The 18098-nt window shown below is 32.3% G+C and carries 14 protein-coding genes; 10 read left to right on the forward strand and 4 right to left on the reverse strand.

All coding sequences use genetic code 11. The annotated features are described in order from the left end of the window. Positions 1-4: 4 nt before the first annotated feature. Positions 5-1450, reverse strand: coding sequence for a copper-containing nitrite reductase (gene nirK / locus ACE01P_RS07665; RefSeq protein WP_379695898.1), 1446 nt, complete (start codon positions 1448-1450; stop codon positions 5-7). 275 nt (positions 1451-1725) lie between these two features. Between nirK and ACE01P_RS07670 the strand changes: the two genes are divergently transcribed. Continuing rightward, complete coding sequence (locus ACE01P_RS07670; RefSeq protein WP_379695900.1) at positions 1726-2985, forward strand: aminotransferase class I/II-fold pyridoxal phosphate-dependent enzyme; 1260 nt, start codon at positions 1726-1728, stop codon at positions 2983-2985. 125 nt (positions 2986-3110) lie between these two features. Further along, positions 3111-3599: a hypothetical protein gene (locus ACE01P_RS07675; RefSeq protein ID WP_379695902.1), complete on the forward strand. Its 489-nt coding sequence runs from the start codon at positions 3111-3113 to the stop codon at positions 3597-3599. Between the two features lie 144 nt (positions 3600-3743). Here the strand turns inward: ACE01P_RS07675 and ACE01P_RS07680 are convergent, their stop codons facing one another. Beyond that, positions 3744-4862, reverse strand: coding sequence for a GTP cyclohydrolase (locus ACE01P_RS07680; RefSeq protein WP_379695904.1), 1119 nt, complete (start codon positions 4860-4862; stop codon positions 3744-3746). 48 nt (positions 4863-4910) lie between these two features. Next, a complete protein-coding gene (locus ACE01P_RS07685) occupies positions 4911-5882 on the reverse strand; it encodes a transporter (protein WP_379695906.1) in 972 nt (323 codons plus the stop codon). A 123-nt stretch (positions 5883-6005) separates the two neighbouring features. Between ACE01P_RS07685 and ACE01P_RS07690 the strand changes: the two genes are divergently transcribed. The 6 genes from ACE01P_RS07690 to ACE01P_RS07715 all read left to right on the forward strand — a co-directional run bounded on the left by ACE01P_RS07690 (position 6006) and on the right by ACE01P_RS07715 (position 13910). After that, on the forward strand, positions 6006-6299 hold the full coding sequence (locus ACE01P_RS07690; protein ID WP_379695908.1) for a DUF4834 family protein: 294 nt from the start codon (positions 6006-6008) through the stop codon (positions 6297-6299). Between the two features lie 49 nt (positions 6300-6348). Beyond that, the gene (locus tag ACE01P_RS07695; protein WP_379695910.1) at positions 6349-8787 is read left to right on the forward strand and encodes a YfhO family protein; all 2439 of its coding nucleotides are present in this window, start codon (positions 6349-6351) and stop codon (positions 8785-8787) included. 49 nt (positions 8788-8836) lie between these two features. Beyond that, entirely contained in the window at positions 8837-10123 is a 1287-nt protein-coding gene (locus ACE01P_RS07700) for a glycosyltransferase family 4 protein (protein ID WP_379695912.1), read from the forward strand. Positions 10124-10157: 34 nt separating this feature from the next. After that, a complete protein-coding gene (locus ACE01P_RS07705) occupies positions 10158-11627 on the forward strand; it encodes a polysaccharide biosynthesis C-terminal domain-containing protein (RefSeq protein ID WP_379695914.1) in 1470 nt (489 codons plus the stop codon). 97 nt (positions 11628-11724) lie between these two features. After that, entirely contained in the window at positions 11725-13341 is a 1617-nt protein-coding gene (locus ACE01P_RS07710; protein ID WP_379695916.1) for a mechanosensitive ion channel family protein, read from the forward strand. 269 nt (positions 13342-13610) lie between these two features. Then, the gene (locus ACE01P_RS07715) at positions 13611-13910 is read left to right on the forward strand and encodes a hypothetical protein (protein ID WP_379695918.1); all 300 of its coding nucleotides are present in this window, start codon (positions 13611-13613) and stop codon (positions 13908-13910) included. A gap of 87 nt (positions 13911-13997) precedes the next feature. Here the strand turns inward: ACE01P_RS07715 and uvrA are convergent, their stop codons facing one another. After that, the gene (gene uvrA / locus ACE01P_RS07720) at positions 13998-16793 is read right to left on the reverse strand and encodes an excinuclease ABC subunit UvrA (RefSeq protein WP_379695920.1); all 2796 of its coding nucleotides are present in this window, start codon (positions 16791-16793) and stop codon (positions 13998-14000) included. 526 nt (positions 16794-17319) lie between these two features. Between uvrA and ACE01P_RS07725 the strand changes: the two genes are divergently transcribed. Together ACE01P_RS07725 and ACE01P_RS07730 are read left to right on the forward strand one after the other, a co-directional pair. Continuing rightward, complete coding sequence (locus ACE01P_RS07725) at positions 17320-17904, forward strand: RNA polymerase sigma factor (protein ID WP_379695922.1); 585 nt, start codon at positions 17320-17322, stop codon at positions 17902-17904. Positions 17905-17954: 50 nt separating this feature from the next. After that, positions 17955-18098: a hypothetical protein gene (locus ACE01P_RS07730; RefSeq protein ID WP_008462533.1), complete on the forward strand. Its 144-nt coding sequence runs from the start codon at positions 17955-17957 to the stop codon at positions 18096-18098.

The raw sequence follows: 18098 nt of genomic DNA on the forward strand, positions 1-18098 counted from the left end.
GCTGTTATCTTAATGCTTTTACCATTTCTGGTGTAATTTCTGTTTTATTATTTCCCCAGCTATTATAAATGTAGGTTAGAACATTTGCAATTTCATCATCAGATAAATTCTGAGCTGGCATTACATTATTGTATTTTTTACCGTTAACGGTTACTTCTCCAGTTAGACCATGAAGAATCGTATTAATAGCACGTTTAGAATCAGCATTTAAATAATCTGATTTTGCTAAAGGAGGGAAAGTACTCGGAATTCCTTGCCCTTCAGATTGGTGGCAAGCGAAACATGTTGTTCCGAAAATTTCTTTACCAATTTTAACTTTCTCCTCGACAGTACGTTTTGGCACTGCAACTTTTGCTGTTGAAGTTCCAGGCATTTTCTGGATTGTTCCACCTTCAGGCAAATAAATACCTTCCTGAATAGTTCCTGAGTAAATGTTTTTATTTTCTTTTCCTTCCACTTTCAGCATTCCCAAAGCTCCTTTATTAAATGCTCTAAAAATAGAGTGGTCAACCAAGATGAAAGTTCCCGGAGTTTCAACTTTAAAATCTACAATAGCAGCACCACCAGCAGGAATTAAAGTAGTTTGAACATTTTTATTTACAGTACTTCCGCCTTCAACATGTACGCTGTCAAAAATTTCTCCAATAACGTGGAAAGAAGAAACCAAATTTGGCCCACCATTTCCAACATACAAACGAACTGTTTCACCTACTTTTGCTGTTAATTCGCCACCATTTGTTAAAGAGCCAACTTTTCCATTAAAAACAACATAATCTGGAGTTTCTTTTACCGCTTTATTCATATCAAATGGCTGTAGACCTTTTGCTCCATATTCACCTTGAGTGTAAAAATCACCCTGCATTACGTAGTATTCTTTGTCAACAGGAGGAAGTCCGCCTTCTGGTTCAACCAAAATTAATCCGTACATACCGTTTGCAATGTGCATTCCCACAGGAGCAGTAGCACAGTGATAGACATACAATCCAGGATTTATAACTTTGAAACTGAAAACTTTTTCATGTCCGGGAGCTACAAGAGATGAGGTTGCTCCACCACCTGGACCGGTTACAGCGTGTAAATCGATATTATGCGGTAATTTGTTATCAGGATGGTTTTTTAAGTGAAATTCTACTTCATCACCAACACGCGTTCTAATAAAACTTCCAGGAACAGAACCTCCAAATGTCCAATACGTATATTTTACACCATCAGTCATTGTACCTTCTTGCTCTTTGATTTCCATGTTTAGCTTCAGTTTCATAGCAGTTCTGTTTCCAACTGGTTTTGGAACATGAGGAGGCGATGTAAGTTCAGCATTCATTTCACCTTCAGTCATAATGTCTGCATAATCTTTCGTTTCATTTTTTTTACAGCTTCCCAAGACGAGGAGCATACAAAATGCACATAAAAGAACATTTAGTTTGTTTGTAATTTTGTTGATCTTTTTCATAATTCATTGATTTTGTTTTAGTTGTAATCTATTTAAAGGGTAATTAAATTATTATTCAAATATAAAAGACAATGTTGTCTTTTATTATGATAAAAATCATGTTAGATATTGAAATAGAGGATTAAATTGCATTTTGTAAGATTATTTTAAGAGTTATGGCCTATTAAAAATAATCTTTTGAATATTTTTCAATAAAAATAATTGAGGCTCTTCATTTTAAATTAATAATGATTATTTTTGCTCGCTGATAAGTAAAAAAAATTACTACATATATTATGGTAAAAGATTTATTCGAAAGAATTCAGGACAATAAAGGACCTTTAGGAAAATGGGCTTCTCAAGCAGAAGGTTATTATGTTTTCCCAAAGTTAGAAGGAGAGTTGGGTCCTAGAATGCAATTTCACGGAAAAAATATTTTAAACTGGAGTTTAAATGATTATTTAGGTTTAGCCAATCATCCAGAAGTTCGTCAAGCAGATACAGATGCGGCAATTCAGTTTGGTGCAGCTTATCCGATGGGAGCTCGTATGATGTCTGGACACACTACGTACCACGAGCAATTAGAAAATGAATTGGCTGAATTCGTAATGAAAGAATCTGCTTATTTATTGAATTTTGGTTACCAAGGAATGGTGTCTATCATTGATGCTTTGGTTACTAAAAATGACATTATTGTTTATGATGTAGATTCACATGCTTGTATCATTGATGGTGTTCGTTTGCACATGGGTAAGCGTTTCACATACAAACACAATGATTTGGAAAGTATGGAGAAAAACTTGCAACGTGCTACTAAAATGGCTGAAGAAACTGGAGGAGGTATTTTATTTATCACTGAAGGTGTTTTCGGAATGCGTGGACAGCAAGGAAAATTAAAAGAAATTGTTGCATTAAAACAAAAATACAATTTCCGTTTATTAGTTGATGATGCACACGGTTTTGGTACTTTAGGTAAAACAGGTGCTGGAGCAGGTGAGGAGCAAGGAGTTCAAGCAGATATTGATGTTTACTTCTCTACTTTTGCAAAATCTATGGCTAATATCGGTGCTTTCGTAGCAGCTGATAAAACAGTTATCGATTACTTGAAATACAACTTACGTTCTCAAATGTTTGCTAAAGCTTTACCAATGATTCAAACAATTGGTTCTTTGAAACGTTTAGAGTTATTGCGTAAATCTTCTGCTATTAAAGATAAACTTTGGGAAAACGTAAATGCTTTGCAAAACGGTCTTAAAGAAAAAGGATTTAATATTGGAGATACAAATACTTGTATTACACCAGTTTACTTAGAAGGAAGTATTCCTGAAGCAATGGTAATGGTGAACGATTTAAGAGAGAATTATGGTATTTTCCTTTCTATCGTGGTTTATCCAGTTATTCCAAAAGGAATTATCTTATTAAGAATGATCCCTACAGCTTCTCATACATTAGCAGATATCGAAGAGACTTTAACAGCTTTCGAGGCAATTCGTGAGAAATTGACTAACGGAACTTATAAAGAAATTGCTGAACGTACAACTGTTGACGTTTCGTAAATTCTAATAAAAAAATAGATTTCCTTAAGTGGGAATTATGTAAAAAAATCCATTTGTTCTACGAATGGATTTTTTTTTATTTGAGGTAACTTTATATCATAATCACAAAATAAAAATGAGGAAATATGAAAAAAGTACTAACACTAACAGCTGTACTTGCCTTGTCAATTTTTGCTTCTTGTAAAAAAGAAACAACTACAACAGAGCCAGTACAAATTACGCCAAGTCCGCCAAAAGAAGCTGAACTTGTTGAGCCTGCAGGAGATCAATGTTACGCTTGGAAATCAAACGGAAGCGTAATAGAAATGAGTTTTAATGTTAATTCTCATCAAGAAGTAAACGGAAAACTAAGTTATAATTTGGTAGGAAAAGATAAAAATGAAGGAACCTTAATTGGAAACATGAAAGGCGATACTTTAATCGCAGATTATACTTTTAATTCAGAAGGGGTTTCATCTGTAAGAGAAGTTGCTTTTCTGCAAAAAGACGGAGCTTTTATTGAAGGATATGGAGATATTGTAACTGCCAATGATAAGGTTTCTTTTAAAGATAAATCAAAATTAAAATTTGATCAAAAAAATACTCTGGTAAAAGTAGATTGTAAAGTAGAGTAATATGTGTTTTATAAAATGAAAAATCCATTCGTTTTGGGGACGAATGGATTTTTTTATGTGTTATTTTTAATTCCTGTTCAAAAGTTGAGACGAATTCAGTGACTTTTAAGAACTGAAAACTGCGACTGTGACTGAAAACTAAAATTAAAGATTCTTCAGATATGTCTTTCTCTGACAGTGAATAATTGGATCAAAGTTTTTCCAAAGTAAATGAATCGCATTATTTTCCAATAATTCAGGAGTTCTAATACAAGTTTGAATTCCTTTTGCAGAAAAAGTCTTGTAATATTCATCAAAAATAAGCGCTGTTACGCCTTTGTTTTGATATTCTGGATGAACTCCGATAAGGTAAAAAACAACGTCTTTACTGTGTTTTCTTGCTTTTAATAAATGAAGAAAACCAAACGGAAATAATTTACCTTTCATTTTCTGTAAAGCCTCAACAAAACTTGGCATTACAATACTAAAAGCTACTAAATTATCGTCTTTATCAACCACAAATTTGATATATTCAGGATTGATGAAGCTGATGTATTTCTTTTTAAAATATTCTTTTTGAACATCTGAAATGGCTACAAACGAAGCAAGCTTTTCATAAGATTCGTTAAACAAATCGAACATTTTGTCTACGTGAGGCATAATGTCTTTCGTTTTTGTGAAAGTCAGAGATTTAAGTCCGTAACGTTTTTGAATTAAAGTAACAGCCTTTTGGAAAAACTCAGGTTTTACATTAGAGAAAGGAAATATACTTTCAATAAATTGTTTTTCAATCTGAAATCCTAATTGCTCTAAATGAGTTACATAATAAGGATGATTGTACCAAGTAATCATGGTTCCAATTTGATCATAACCTTCCGTAAGAACACCAACTTTATCTAAATTCGAAAATCCCATTGGCCCTTCAGCATGCTCTAAATTATGTTTTCTTCCTAATTCATAAACTTTTTCAAGCAGTGCTTTCGTAACTTCAATATCATCAATTACATCAAACCATCCAAAACGTACTTTTCTCTTGTGCTGATTGTTAACTTCAGACCAATTGATAATGGCAGTGATTCGCCCAACAATTTTATTGTCTTTGTAAGCTAAATAAAAATAGGCTTCTGCATTATCAAACGCAGGGTTTTTGGTTTTGTCAAAAGATTCCAATTCATCTGAAATAATGGGTGGCACCCAATACGGATTATCCTTATATAAAGAAAAAGGAAATTTGATGTATTCGGTTAATTCTTTCTTGCTTTTGGCTTCTTTAATTGTAATCATTAAAATGGTATTGAGAGTCTTTTCTGAAGGCTCTGGTTATTTTGCGCTTTATTCGTATTTAGCTTTACGTTTTCTTTCTTTTTCTTGATAATCAACTTTTTGCTCCTTGTTGTCATCATTCTTTTTTGCTCTGTCAGCTGCTTTGTTCGCAACTTGTTTTTCTTTGTACCAGCCATCGTAACGCCATGATACTCCGACTCCGCCATATAAAACAGATGGTGTATTTTTGAAATTCGTACTTATAGAAGCGTCAACTTGCATGTTGGAAGACAGCAAAAAAGCAGCTCCAGTACGAAGGATAGAATCGCTGTAAAAATCGCTTTTATATCCTTGATTTTCAATAAAACCAGACCATCTATCATTAAATCCGTGCGTCAAAGTTAATACATATCCGTAACTTGGATAGTCAGTTCCGATATAATCTGCAATAATATTGGTTACAAAAACCCAAGATCCGCCTCCTAAAAGGTTTTGCGTGATCAACGAAACTTTAGGAGAAATTGCGCCATCAGGAGAAAAATAATACGGATTGTTTGCTCCGACAAAATTTGCTCCTGCAAAAACAGAGACAGCCGGAATCAATTCGCGCCATTGAAAATTACGATTGGCTTTATAGCTGTAAATGTTTACTTCTCTTTTGTAATTTTTATAAGGATCATAAATAAGGTATTTAGCTCCTAAAACCGTTTGTCTGAAATTGTTCTTTTTGTAACTAGTATACGGAGTATCAAAACTTTCCGTTTGATATTGTAAATCTAGAACAAATTCCAATTGTTCCAGAAAAGCTCCGTATCTAACGGTTAAATCTGTACCGAATCCGGTAGCATCGTAATCTAATAAATCGTGTTTTTCTTTAATGCCATAAACACCTAATTCAGCTTGAATAACAGATTTTCCGACAGCATAGGCTGACATGGTTTCTCCGGGGCGGTTGGAATTAATAACGTCGGTATATTGCGCAAAAAACAGTTGTGGAATAAAAAAAAGTACCGGGGCAAGTAAGTTTTTAATTTTGAACATATAATTTTTTTTGGGTTAAAAAATAATAACGCATTTCAAATGTACATATTTTATTATTTATTTAAGATTCATATTTTATTTTTAAAGAATGGATTTATTAATTTTGGAAAAAAATATATAGTTATGCAAGAAGCATCATTTTCAGGTTTGTTTAAGACCATCATGTGGGTTATAGCTTTTTATTACATTTTTAAATTTTTAGCTAGAATCTTTTTGCCAGTTTTGGTTAAAAAGGCGGTAGAAAATGCTAGTGAAAATTTTCAAAGACAACAACAGCAATATAATCAAGGCAATACGTATCAGAACAATCACCATACAAATAATAATGATGAAATAATCATTAATACCGCTAATGCGAAAAATCCGCGCGAAACCAAAAAAGTGGGAGAGTATGTCGATTACGAAGAAATAGATTAGATTTGTGTCCTGAAAATTTAGGATTCATTTTAACCCAAACTAGCCAAAATTGAAAATAGTAAATAAGTTCTATCCGCATGCCCTTGTTATCTTGGGCTTTATTTTTGTTTCGTTAATTTATTTTTATCCAGTTCTACAAGGAAAACAAATTTTCCAGTCAGATATTGCTCAATACACCGGAATGGCAAAAGAGCAAAATGATTTTAGAGCAATGGAAAATGCTGAACCTTATTGGACTAACTCTGCTTTTGGAGGTATGCCAACATATCAGTTAGGAGCAAATTATCCGAACGATTTTATTGGTAAGGTAGATGACGTATTGCGTTTTCTTCCGCGCCCTGCAGATTACTTATTCTTATATTTCCTTGGTTTTTATGGCTTATTATTAGTCTTAAAAACAGATCCATTAAAAGCTTTTATCGGCTCTATTGCGTTTGGTTTTTCAACTTATATGATCATCATTTTAGGAGTTGGTCATAATGCCAAAGCACACGCTATTGCTTATATGCCTTTGGTAATTGCTGGTTTTATACTCGTCTTTCAGAAGAAATATATAAAAGGAGGTTTGCTCACCATGTTTGCAGTGGCATTAGAAATTAGTGCCAACCACTTCCAAATGACCTATTATTTATTGATTTTCTTATTGATTCTATCAGGTTATTTTGCATTTAATTTTATCAAAGAAAAAGACTTTAAAGGGCTTTTAATCTCTTGTGGAGTTTTACTAGTTGCAGGAATTTTTGCCTTAGGAGCCAATGCTGGTAATTTAATGGCAACAAATGAATATGCTAAATACAGTATCAGAGATAAAAGCGAGTTGACTTTTAATCCTGACGGATCTAAAAATGAAACGACTGCATCGATGACTACAGACTATATTACAGAATATAGTTATGGTATTGCAGAAAGTTTAAATTTAATTGCTCCAAGAATATTTGGAGGTTCAAGCCATGAAAATGTTGGTACAGACAGCCGTATGTACGCGTTTATGGTAGAGCAGGGTGTACCTGAATCTCAAGCTAAGGATTTCGTTTCTGGAATGCCAACCTATTGGGGAGATCAACCAATTGTTTCGGCGCCAGCTTATATCGGTGCTGTAGTTTTCTTCTTGGCTGTTTTGGCTTTATTTATAGACGAAAGAAAAATTAAATATGTTTTCCTTGGAGGAGCGCTTTTCACTTTAGTGCTTTCTTGGGGTAAAAACTTCTCTTTATTGACTGACTTTTTTATCGAATATGTTCCTTTATACGATAAATTTAGAGCGGTATCATCAATTCAAGTTATTTTAGAATTATGTTTCCCTGTTTTAGCTGTCATGGGATTACAGTCATTCTTTAAAGCTAAAGATGAACCAAAATTACAGCAGAAAGCATTAGTGCAGACTGGAGTTTTTGGTTTAGGAGTTCTCGTTATTCTTTTAATTGCGAAAAGTTTCTTCCATTTTACAGGAGCAAGCGATCAATATTTCTTAGAAAGCTACGGACCAGGTTTCGTTGATGCTTTAAAAGAAGATAGAATGACAATGTATTACGCAGATATATTGCGATCTGGATTCTTAATCGTAATGACTTTTGTGATATTATGGTTGTTTATTAAAAATAAATTTTCTCAAAGAACAACTTTGATTTTTATTGGAATTGTAATGATTTTCGATTTGTTTTTTGTGGATAAAAAATACGTTTCTGCTAAAGATTTTGTTAGTCCAGTTCAAATTGCGGCGCCTTTCCAAGAAACACAAGCAGATGCTCAGATATTAAAAGATACTTCAGTTTACCGTGTATTTGATCTTCAAGGGCAATTGCAAGGTAGATCTTCATATTTCCATAAAACAATTGGAGGTTATAGTGCTGTTAGACCTAGAAGAATGCAGCAATTGTACGATTATCAAATTGCTAAGAATAATTTAGAAGTGCTTAATATGCTTAATGTTAAGTATGTAATTCAAGTGGATAAAGATGGAAATCAAATTCCAGCTGTTAATCCAGATGCTAATGGAAATGCTTGGTTTGTAAGCTCTGTAAAACTGGTAAACAAGCCAGACGATGTAATGAAAGCATTGAATAATTTAGATACTAAAAAAATAGCAGTTTTCAATGTTCATGAGCACGAAACTAAATTCCAAAATGCTCGAATGAAAAAAGCTTTTGATACAACTGGAACTATTAAGGTTGTTACTTATAAGCCAAATTATATCAAATACAAATCTGAAAATAATGGAGACGGTTTAGCTGTTTTCTCTGAAATGTATTATAAAAATGGCTGGAATGCTTATATCGACGGTAAATTGACAGATCATTTCCCTGTTGATTATGTTTTAAGAGCAATGGAAATTCCTGCTGGAAAACACACAATTGAATTTAAATTTGAACCTCAGATTATTAAAACTGGAGGAACAATTACTTTAATGAGTTCAATCGGAATGTTATTGCTTTTAGCTGGAGGAATTTATTTTGAAAGTAAAAATTCTAATAAGAAAAAAGAAGCCTAGAATTTCAAAATTCTAAATTTGCACTTTAAAAATAGTAAACTCATTTTCGTTGGAACAAAAAAAACTTTTAATAATTACCTATTATTTTCCGCCTGCGGGTGGGCCAGGAGTACAGCGTTGGCTGAAATTTGTAAAATATCTGCCAGAGTTTGATGTACAGCCAATTGTTTATGTTCCAGAAAATCCAACTTATCCAATTGTAGATGAAGGATTGGTAAGTGAGATATCAGATAAAGTAATTGTTTTAAAAAATAAAATTTGGGAGCCTTATCAATTGGCTTCCATTTTTTCGAAAAATAAAACCAAGAAAATCAGTTCGGGGATTTTTCCGCAAAAGAAAAAGCAGACCTTTTTGGACAAAACGTTTCTTTGGGTTCGAGGAAATCTTTTTATTCCAGATGCACGTGTTTTTTGGGTAAAACCATCGGTTTCTTATTTAGAAAAATACATTCAAGAAAATAATATCGATACCATTGTAACTTCTGGACCGCCGCATAGTTTACACTTAATTGGTTTAGAATTACAGCAAAAATTAAAAGTAAAATGGTTTGCCGATTTTCGTGATCCTTGGACAACGATTGGATATCATAAAGCACTTCGTTTATCTTCTTATGCTGAAAAAAAGCATAAAAGCTTAGAGCACAAAGTACTGAATTCTGCCGATGAAATTATTGTAACCAGTAAAACTACTAAAACTGAATTTGAGGCTATTACGAATAAGCCAATTACTGTAATTACAAACGGTTATGATGTAGAAACGGTAGAAAAACAAACTTTAGACACTAAATTCACTTTAGCTCATATTGGTTCTTTCTTGTCAGATCGAAACCCTCCATTTTTATGGGAAGTTTTAGTTGAATTACTACAAGAAGTTCCAGAATTTAAATCTCATTTAGAAATTAAATTAATTGGGGCAGTAAGTCAAGAAGTTTTAGATGCGATACAAGAGCATCAATTAAATGATTATTTGAATTTGGTAGGTTACGTTTCTCATAAAGAAGCTGTTGCGCACCAAAGAAAATCTCAAGTTTTACTTTTGATAGAGATTAATTCTGAAGACACGAAAAGTATTATTCCGGGAAAATTGTTCGAATATATGGTTTCAAACCGTCCAATAATTGCCATTGGACCTCAAGGTTCTGACTTTGCCGATATCGTTACGCAGACCAATACAGGAGTATTTTTTGATTATTCTGAAAAAGCGAAGCTAAAAAGTGTAATTTTGGACTTTTTTAATCAGTTTTTGGAAGGGAAATTGCAATCGCATGGAATTGGTTTACAGCAATATTCAAGAAAAAATCTAACCAAACAATTAGCACAGCTGATTAAAGGATAATCATTTAAAATTAAATACAATCTAAACTCAAGAAATGGGTATTGTCTTAAATCAGTCTTTTAAAAACACTATAATTACATACATTGGTTTTGGTATCGGAGCCATTAATACATTATATCTTTATCCCGTTTTTCTTGGTGCAACTTATTATGCATTAACAAATTATATTACATCTGCAGCAAACGTAATCATGCCTTTGTTTGCAATCGGAATGCAGAATACGCTTGTAAAGTTTTATTCGCAGTATGAAACAGAGGAAGAAAGAGAACAGTTTTTATCTTTTACGGCTTTGTTTCCTATTTTAATGTGTATTCCGTTAGGACTTATTGGAATCTTCTTTTACGACGATATAACTGATTTTGTTTCTAAAGAAAATCCGGTTGTTCGTGAGTTTATGCTTCTTATTCCGTTTATTGGAATTTGCATGGCTTATTTTGAGATTTTTTATGCTTGGGCGAGAGTGCACATGCATTCTGTTTTTGGAAATTTCATAAAAGAAGTCGGTTTAAGATTGCTTTCTACAATTGCTTTAATTGGGCTGTATTTTCACTGGATCAGTTTGGTTCAGTTTGTTTATGTGACTGCCGCTATTTATTTCTTAGCTTTTATTGTAACGATGTTTTATGCGTTCTACATCAAAAAGCCTAATTTTCAGATTACAATACCTGATAATGTAAAAAGTGTCATGGAATATACTTTTTATATTATTCTTTCAGGAAGTGTTGCCAATTTGCTTTTAGATGGTGATAAACTGATTTTGAATCAGTACATGAAAATTGAAAATATTGCTTATTATTCTGTTGCAACTTATATCGCTTTAGTAATTTCAGTTCCAAGCCGTGCGATGCATCAAATTGTGTATCCGATTACGGCCAAATTAATGCATGACAATAAGCATGATGATTTAAATCAGCTTTACAAAAAGACTTCTATCAATCTGCAGATTGTTGGCGGGTTTGTAATGCTTTGTATCTTTGTTAATATTGACCAATTGTATGAATTGGTTCCTAAAGAATATAGCGGTGGAATTCCAGTAGTTTTCATGATTGGTCTTTCGAAGTATTTCGATTTGATTTTAGGAAATAATAACGCTATTATTTTCAATACAAAATACTACCGAATGGTATTGTATTTAGGATTAATGCTGGTTGTTCTAACAGTAATTTTAAACATTATTTTTATTCCAATTTTAGGTATTTTCGGTTCTGCATTTGCAACCCTTCTTTCGATTACTTTGTATAGTTTGGCGAAATTGCTTTTTGTGGTTAAAAAACTTGATTTATATCCATTTACAAAACAAACAATCCATTCGATTGTTCTTACTTTTGCATTGTTTTTACTGTTTTATTTCTGGGAATTTCCATTTTTCCAGTTGATTAGCATTGCTTTAAAATCAATTTTAGTGACTATTTTATATGTTTACTTGAATTACAAATTCAAGATTTCAACAGATATCAATAATGTAATTGATTCACTTTTGAAAAAGATAGGAATTAAAATTTGATCTGATTTTTCTGTAAAAAAGAAAGGCATTTAAAAAATCGTAACTTTTTTGTTTTTATATTTGTTAGAAAGGGTAACTAATTTATTTCTAATTGAATATGAAAATAAAAGTACTTAGGTTATTAGCTTTCTTTTTTGTTTTGTTTTCTTTCTCCGTATTTGCGCAGACTCCGAATCTGAAAAATTCTGATAAAGAAACTTCAACAGTAAAAATAAAAGGTTATCCTGTCAAACCTTTCAAAGACACTCTTTTCTTTGTTTATAATAATGTCGGCTCTTTTTCTGCAAAAGAAAGGGCGGAATATATAACCAATAAAATTAAAAGACTTTACAATGAATCTTTCTTTGAGAAGGATTCTATTAAAATCGTTCCCTCAGATGCTTCGATGGATATTGTTTATCAAAGTGATTTGGTTATAATGTCTGTTTTTGATGCCGATGCAAAAGTAGAAAACAGCACAATAATAAAGATTGCCAATCGAAATTTGGCTAAGATTAAAACCGCGATTTTATATCAGAATGAGAATTATTCGCAGTTGCCCAAGCGAATAGGCTATACCACACTATTGGTTCTTATAATAGGCTTGGTTTTGTTTTTGGTTGGTAAGGTTTTTAATCTGATTAGAAATTATATTGTCAAAAATAAAAACAGATATTTTAAAGGAGTTAATTATAATACAATAAAAATATTATCGCCAGAAAAACAGCAATTTTTGTTTCTTCGGTTTTTCGGTTTCATAAAAATAGTGACACTTATTTTAATAGTTTACCTGTCGCTGCCTGTGTTATTCAGCATTTTTCCAGCTACAAAAGACTACACTACAATGCTGCTCAGATGGATTTTAACGCCTGCAAAATCTGCTTTAATGGGTTTTGTTGGTTTTCTGCCAAGTCTGTTTACGATTATCGTGATTATCATTATTTTTAAATATTCACTCAAAGTAATTAAGTTTTTCTTTGACGAAATAAAATCAGAAAACATAAAAATTGATGGGTTTTACAGCGACTGGGCACTACCTACATTCAACGTAATCAGATTGTTGATGTATGCTTTTATGCTGGTAATTATTTTTCCATATTTGCCAGGTTCAGATTCGCCTATTTTTAAAGGAGTTTCGGTTTTTGTTGGGGTTTTATTTTCATTAGGATCTTCAAATGCTATTGCAAATATGGTCGCTGGTTTGGTTATTACTTACATGCGTCCATTTAAAATTGGTGATTATATAAAAATTGGAGACGTGAGCGGCGAGGTAATCGAGAAAACGGCATTAGTTACACGAATTAGAACGCCAAAATTTGAAGACATTACGATTCCAAATGCGACCGTTTTGTCCAGTACTTCAACCAATTATTCGGCAAATACAAAACAATCAACCACAGGATTGCTCATTCATACTACAGTTTCTATTGGTTACGATGTGCCGTGGGTAGCTATTCATGCCGCCTTGATCAATGCTGCTTTGAAAACCGAAATGACCGAAAAAGAGCCTAAACCATTTGTGCTACAAACCAGTTTAGATGATTTTTATGTTTCATATCAAATTAATGTTTACACCAAAGAGCCGACAAAACAACCAAGGATTTATTCGTCACTTCATCAAAACATTCAAGATTCTTTTAATGAGGCTGGTATAGAGATTATGTCTCCGCATTACAGCGCTTTAAGGGATGGAAATGCGACTGCAATGCCTTCTGAAAATCTGAAAAAAGAATAGTTAATATTGTGTTTTAATTTCTGTTTCAAAAGTTAAGTAATTGAAAATTAGTTATTAAAAAATAAACTTTAACACATGTATATTTTGTAATTAGTGTAATAAAAATTAACTTTATCATGAAAGTTTAGCACTACTTTGAAGAAATTGCAGAATTATTTCTAATAAAATCCCCAGATCTAGGTATTGTTTTCTTTTTTTGGGTTGGATAGTTTTGCAAGAAAATGTAGACGAAAGAAAGTTATTTGATTAATTGTAGAATGAAGTTAATTATGAAAAACAATCATCTCAGCCAGGAACAAAGCATGCAAGTATTCTCCAATATGATTTCAAACAAAGTTCATAATGGATTTACTTTAGAAGAAAGAAATGATGAATTGCTTTTCGCGGTCTTATCGAAAGGAGGAAAAGTGGTTAATCACAGTTTGAATTTTCTGATTTTTTGTTTAACTCTAGGTTTATGGTCATTTGCTTGGCTGTATCTTACTTTTGAGGCATCAAAACAGAAAAAGATTTTAGTAGCTATCGATGAAGATGGTCTTCCTTTTGAGGAAAGATGCTTGGTAGCTTAAAACATTAAAAAGAGAAATAAAATATAAAGCCATAAATACAAACTAATCAATTGTATTTATGGCTTTGTTATTTAAAAACGAGTGATATTACAATTTGTCTTTTAAGTAAACTCCCGTTACAGATTCTTTTACTTTTACAATCTCTTCAGGAGTTCCAGATGCAAGCAAATGACCTCCATTTTCTCCACCTTCTGGGCCTAAATCAAGTATCCAGTCAGCACATTTTATTAAATCCAAATTATGTTCGATTACAATTATCGAATGTCCTTTTTCTATTAAAGCATCAAACGAAGCTAAAAGTTTTTTAATGTCATGAAAATGAAGTCCCGTTGTAGGTTCGTCAAAAACAAATAAAGCTTTATCTTTTGTTGCTCCTTTAACTAAAAAAGAAGCCAATTTAATACGCTGCGCTTCTCCACCAGAAAGCGTAGAAGAAGATTGTCCTAATTGAACATATCCTAAACCAACATCTTGTAAAGGCTGTAATTTCTGAGTGATTTTTGCTTGCTTATTTTTTTCGAAAAAAGCAATTGCGTCATCAATGGTCATTGTAAGAATGTCATTGATATTTTGATTGTCGAAAGTAACCTCTAAAATCTCTTTTTTGAATCTTTTTCCTCCGCAAGTTTCACACGGAAGAGAAACATCGGCCATAAAGACCATTTCAACATTTATAGAACCTTCACCTTTACAAGTTTCGCATCGACCTCCATCAACATTAAAAGAGAAATGTTTGGCTTGGTAACCTCTTATTTTTGATAATTTTTCTTTAGCATACAAATCACGAATATCATCATAAGCTTTGATATAGGTAACAGGATTCGATCTAGAACTTCTTCCAATCGGATTTTGGTCTACATATTCAATATGTTTAATTTGTGAAAATGATCCAGAAATTTCAGTAAACTGTCCTGCTTTTTCAGCAGCACTTTCTAGTTTTTTCTGTACCGCTGGGAACAAAATTTTCTTGATCAAAGTACTTTTTCCGCTTCCAGAAACTCCTGTTACAACGGTTAAAACATCTAATGGAAAAGTAACATTGATATTTTTTAAGTTGTTTTCGCGTGCGCCAATAATGTCAATATGATTTTTGAATTTTCTTCTTTTCTTAGGCACGGAAATTTCTAAATCACCATTTAAATATTTAGCAGTTAAAGAATCAGATTGCAAGATTTCATCATAAGTTCCTTGTGCAACCAGTTTTCCTCCAAAAGTTCCAGCTTCTGGACCGATATCAATAATCATATCGGCAGCTTTCATAATGTCTTCATCGTGTTCAACCACAATTACAGTATTACCAAGATCACGAAGAGAAAGCAGTACTTTGATTAATCTTTCAGAGTCTTTTGGATGCAGACCAATACTTGGCTCATCAAGAATGTACATTGATCCAACCAAACTGCTTCCAAGAGAAGTCGCAAGATTAATACGCTGAGATTCTCCTCCAGAAAGTGTAGCAGAATTTCTATTTAAAGTAAGATAATCTAAACCAACTTCCGTTAAAAAAGACAAACGATTATTGATTTCGACCATCAAACGTTTCGCAATCTGCTGTTCGTATTGGTTTAATTCGATGTTTTTGAAAAAAGTAACCAAATGTTTAATCGGTAAATCAACTAGATCAGAAACTGTTTTTCCGTTGATTTTTACATAAGATGCTTCTTCGCGCAAGCGTTTGCCTTTACAAGCATGACATTTTGTTTTGCCACGATAACGTGAAAGCATTACACGATTCTGAATCTTATAATTTTTTTCTTCTAATTCTCTAAAGAAATCATTAAGCCCTTGAAAATACTGATTTCCAGTCCAAATTAAATCTTTTTGTTCGTCAGTTAATTGGAAATAAGGTTTATGAATAGGAAAATCAAACTTGTAAGCATGTTTTATCAATTCATCTTTATACCAGCTCATGCTATCGCCACGCCACGGATAAATGGCGCTTTCGTAAATTGACAATGAAGTGTTTGGAACAACCAAATCGGCATCAATGCCAATAATATTTCCATAGCCCTCGCAAACAGGACAAGCCCCATATGGATTATTAAAACTGAATAAATGAACATTTGGCTCAAGGAAAGTTATTCCGTCAAGCTCAAAATTATTAGAGTAAGAAAATCTTTTTTCTGCATTTAATTCTTGAAGATAGCAAATTCCTTTTCCTTCAAAAAAAGCAGTTTGTACAGCATCGGCAAGACGATTGTAAAATTCTTCTTCCTCTTTTACAACAATACGGTCAATAATCAATAAAATGTCTTTATTGTCTAATTTGTGTAAATCTGAAGCAGAAAATTCATCCAAACGAACCATTTCGTTGTCAACCAGAATACGTGCAAAACCTTGCTGTAGAAGCACTTTCAGTTTGTCTTCCAATTGTCTTCCTTCTTCAAGATGAATAGGAGCAAGCAAAAGCCATCTGCTGTCTAGAGGTAGACTTTTAACATCAGAAATAACATCTGTAACGGTATTTTTTTTCACTTCCTGTCCAGAAATAGGAGAGTAGGTGCGTCCGATTCTCGCATACAAAAGCTTCATGTAGTCGTAAATTTCTGTAGAAGTTCCGACAGTCGAACGGGCATTGGTCGTATTTACTTTTTGCTCAATAGCAATCGCAGGAGCAATACCTTTAATATATTCTACTTTTGGTTTGTCTAAACGGCCCAAAAACTGACGCGCGTAAGACGATAAACTTTCTACGTAACGTCTTTGTCCTTCAGCGTATAAAGTATCAAAAGCTAAACTTGATTTTCCTGATCCTGAAAGACCTGTAATGACAACCAGTTTATTTCTAGGAATGACAACATCTACATTTTTTAAATTATGTACTTGTGCTCCTTTAATTATAATATTTGATTTTGGATCTATTTTAGAAAGGTCAATTTGCATAAAAAAGTCAATTTTTACAAAAGTAATCAATTTTGAATTGGATTTAGTTAAGGATTTAGTTCCAAATCTTAACTATTTTAAGCTAATTAAAATGCTTTTTTGACTCTGCTTGAAGGTGTAAAATGTGTTTTTATGAACCCTAATGGCCTAATTTTTATTCAAAAGAGAAAAAAATATCGTGTAATTGTCGTCTTGTTTCAAGGAAAAATTGTAATTTGAATTTATATTTAAAACAGAAGTAAATGTTATCTGATTAATTGTAAGGTATTTATGTTTAATTTTTAATGCTTTTACTGTTATTGGTTTTACGAATTTTTAGTTCTTTGTGCGTAAATTTTATGTTTATTGTACATTAATAAAAGTTTTACTAATAATTATTAATGATTTTATTTGCTTTTTAAAACTAAAATTTGTTAAATTTGGTCACAATATTAACATAATCAAAAAAAGACACGCCTATATAAAAAAACTACTTTTTAGAAAAAATACTCCAATTTTAAAAATAAAACTAAAAAAAGTAGTTATTATGGCTGATCTGCATACTCCAGACGCTCTATTAGTAAAAAATTATGTTGACGGCAGTGAAGCTGCACTTGCAACATTAATAAAAAGGCACGAATCTAAGATATATGGATTTATATATTCTAAGATTGCTGATAGAGATATTTCAAATGATATTTTTCAAGACACTTTTATTAAAGTAATCAAAACTTTAAAAAGCAATTCTTATAACGAAGAAGGTAAATTTTTGCCTTGGGTAATGCGTATTTCTCATAACCTAATTGTGGATCATTTTCGCAAAACGAAAAAAATGCCAATGTACAGAGAAACAGAAGAATTTTCTATTTTCTCTATAATGTCAGACGATGCGTTGACAATTGAAGGCAAAATGATCGTTGATCAAGTAGAAATTGATCTTAAAAAGTTAATAGGAGAACTTCCAGAAGACCAAAAAGAGGTATTGGTGATGCGTATGTACCAAGATATGAGTTTCAAAGAAATCTCAGAAGTAACAGGCGTTAGCATCAATACAGCGCTAGGAAGAATGCGTTATGCACTAATGAATTTAAGAAAAATAATTGATAAACATCAAATTATTTTAACCAACTAATACTATTTTGATAATAAGCCCGTTATATTAGTATAAAACATTCTGATAGTATGGGGAAAATTTACTCAAAAAAAGCATTAGCTTCTAAAAATCTTAAACCTAAAAAAGAAGTAGTTTCTTTTTTATTGAATTATTCTAAAGCCTTGACAGTAGTTAAGATTGACGATAAAAATTTTGAGATTATAGCTAACTAA

Source organism: Flavobacterium sp. HJSW_4 (assembly GCF_042436695.1).
Classification (GTDB): Bacteria; Bacteroidota; Bacteroidia; order Flavobacteriales; family Flavobacteriaceae; genus Flavobacterium.

Coding starts and splice junctions, on each gene's coding strand:
- nirK (WP_379695898.1), bottom strand. CDS start 1,450: ATGAAAAAGATCAACAAAATTACAAACAAACTAAATGTTCTTTTATGT.
- ACE01P_RS07670 (WP_379695900.1), top strand. CDS start 1,726: ATGGTAAAAGATTTATTCGAAAGAATTCAGGACAATAAAGGACCTTTA.
- ACE01P_RS07675 (WP_379695902.1), top strand. CDS start 3,111: ATGAAAAAAGTACTAACACTAACAGCTGTACTTGCCTTGTCAATTTTT.
- ACE01P_RS07680 (WP_379695904.1), bottom strand. CDS start 4,862: ATGATTACAATTAAAGAAGCCAAAAGCAAGAAAGAATTAACCGAATAC.
- ACE01P_RS07685 (WP_379695906.1), bottom strand. CDS start 5,882: ATGTTCAAAATTAAAAACTTACTTGCCCCGGTACTTTTTTTTATTCCA.
- ACE01P_RS07690 (WP_379695908.1), top strand. CDS start 6,006: ATGCAAGAAGCATCATTTTCAGGTTTGTTTAAGACCATCATGTGGGTT.
- ACE01P_RS07705 (WP_379695914.1), top strand. CDS start 10,158: ATGGGTATTGTCTTAAATCAGTCTTTTAAAAACACTATAATTACATAC.
- ACE01P_RS07710 (WP_379695916.1), top strand. CDS start 11,725: ATGAAAATAAAAGTACTTAGGTTATTAGCTTTCTTTTTTGTTTTGTTT.
- ACE01P_RS07715 (WP_379695918.1), top strand. CDS start 13,611: ATGAAAAACAATCATCTCAGCCAGGAACAAAGCATGCAAGTATTCTCC.
- uvrA (WP_379695920.1), bottom strand. CDS start 16,793: ATGCAAATTGACCTTTCTAAAATAGATCCAAAATCAAATATTATAATT.
- ACE01P_RS07725 (WP_379695922.1), top strand. CDS start 17,320: ATGGCTGATCTGCATACTCCAGACGCTCTATTAGTAAAAAATTATGTT.
- ACE01P_RS07730 (WP_008462533.1), top strand. CDS start 17,955: ATGGGGAAAATTTACTCAAAAAAAGCATTAGCTTCTAAAAATCTTAAA.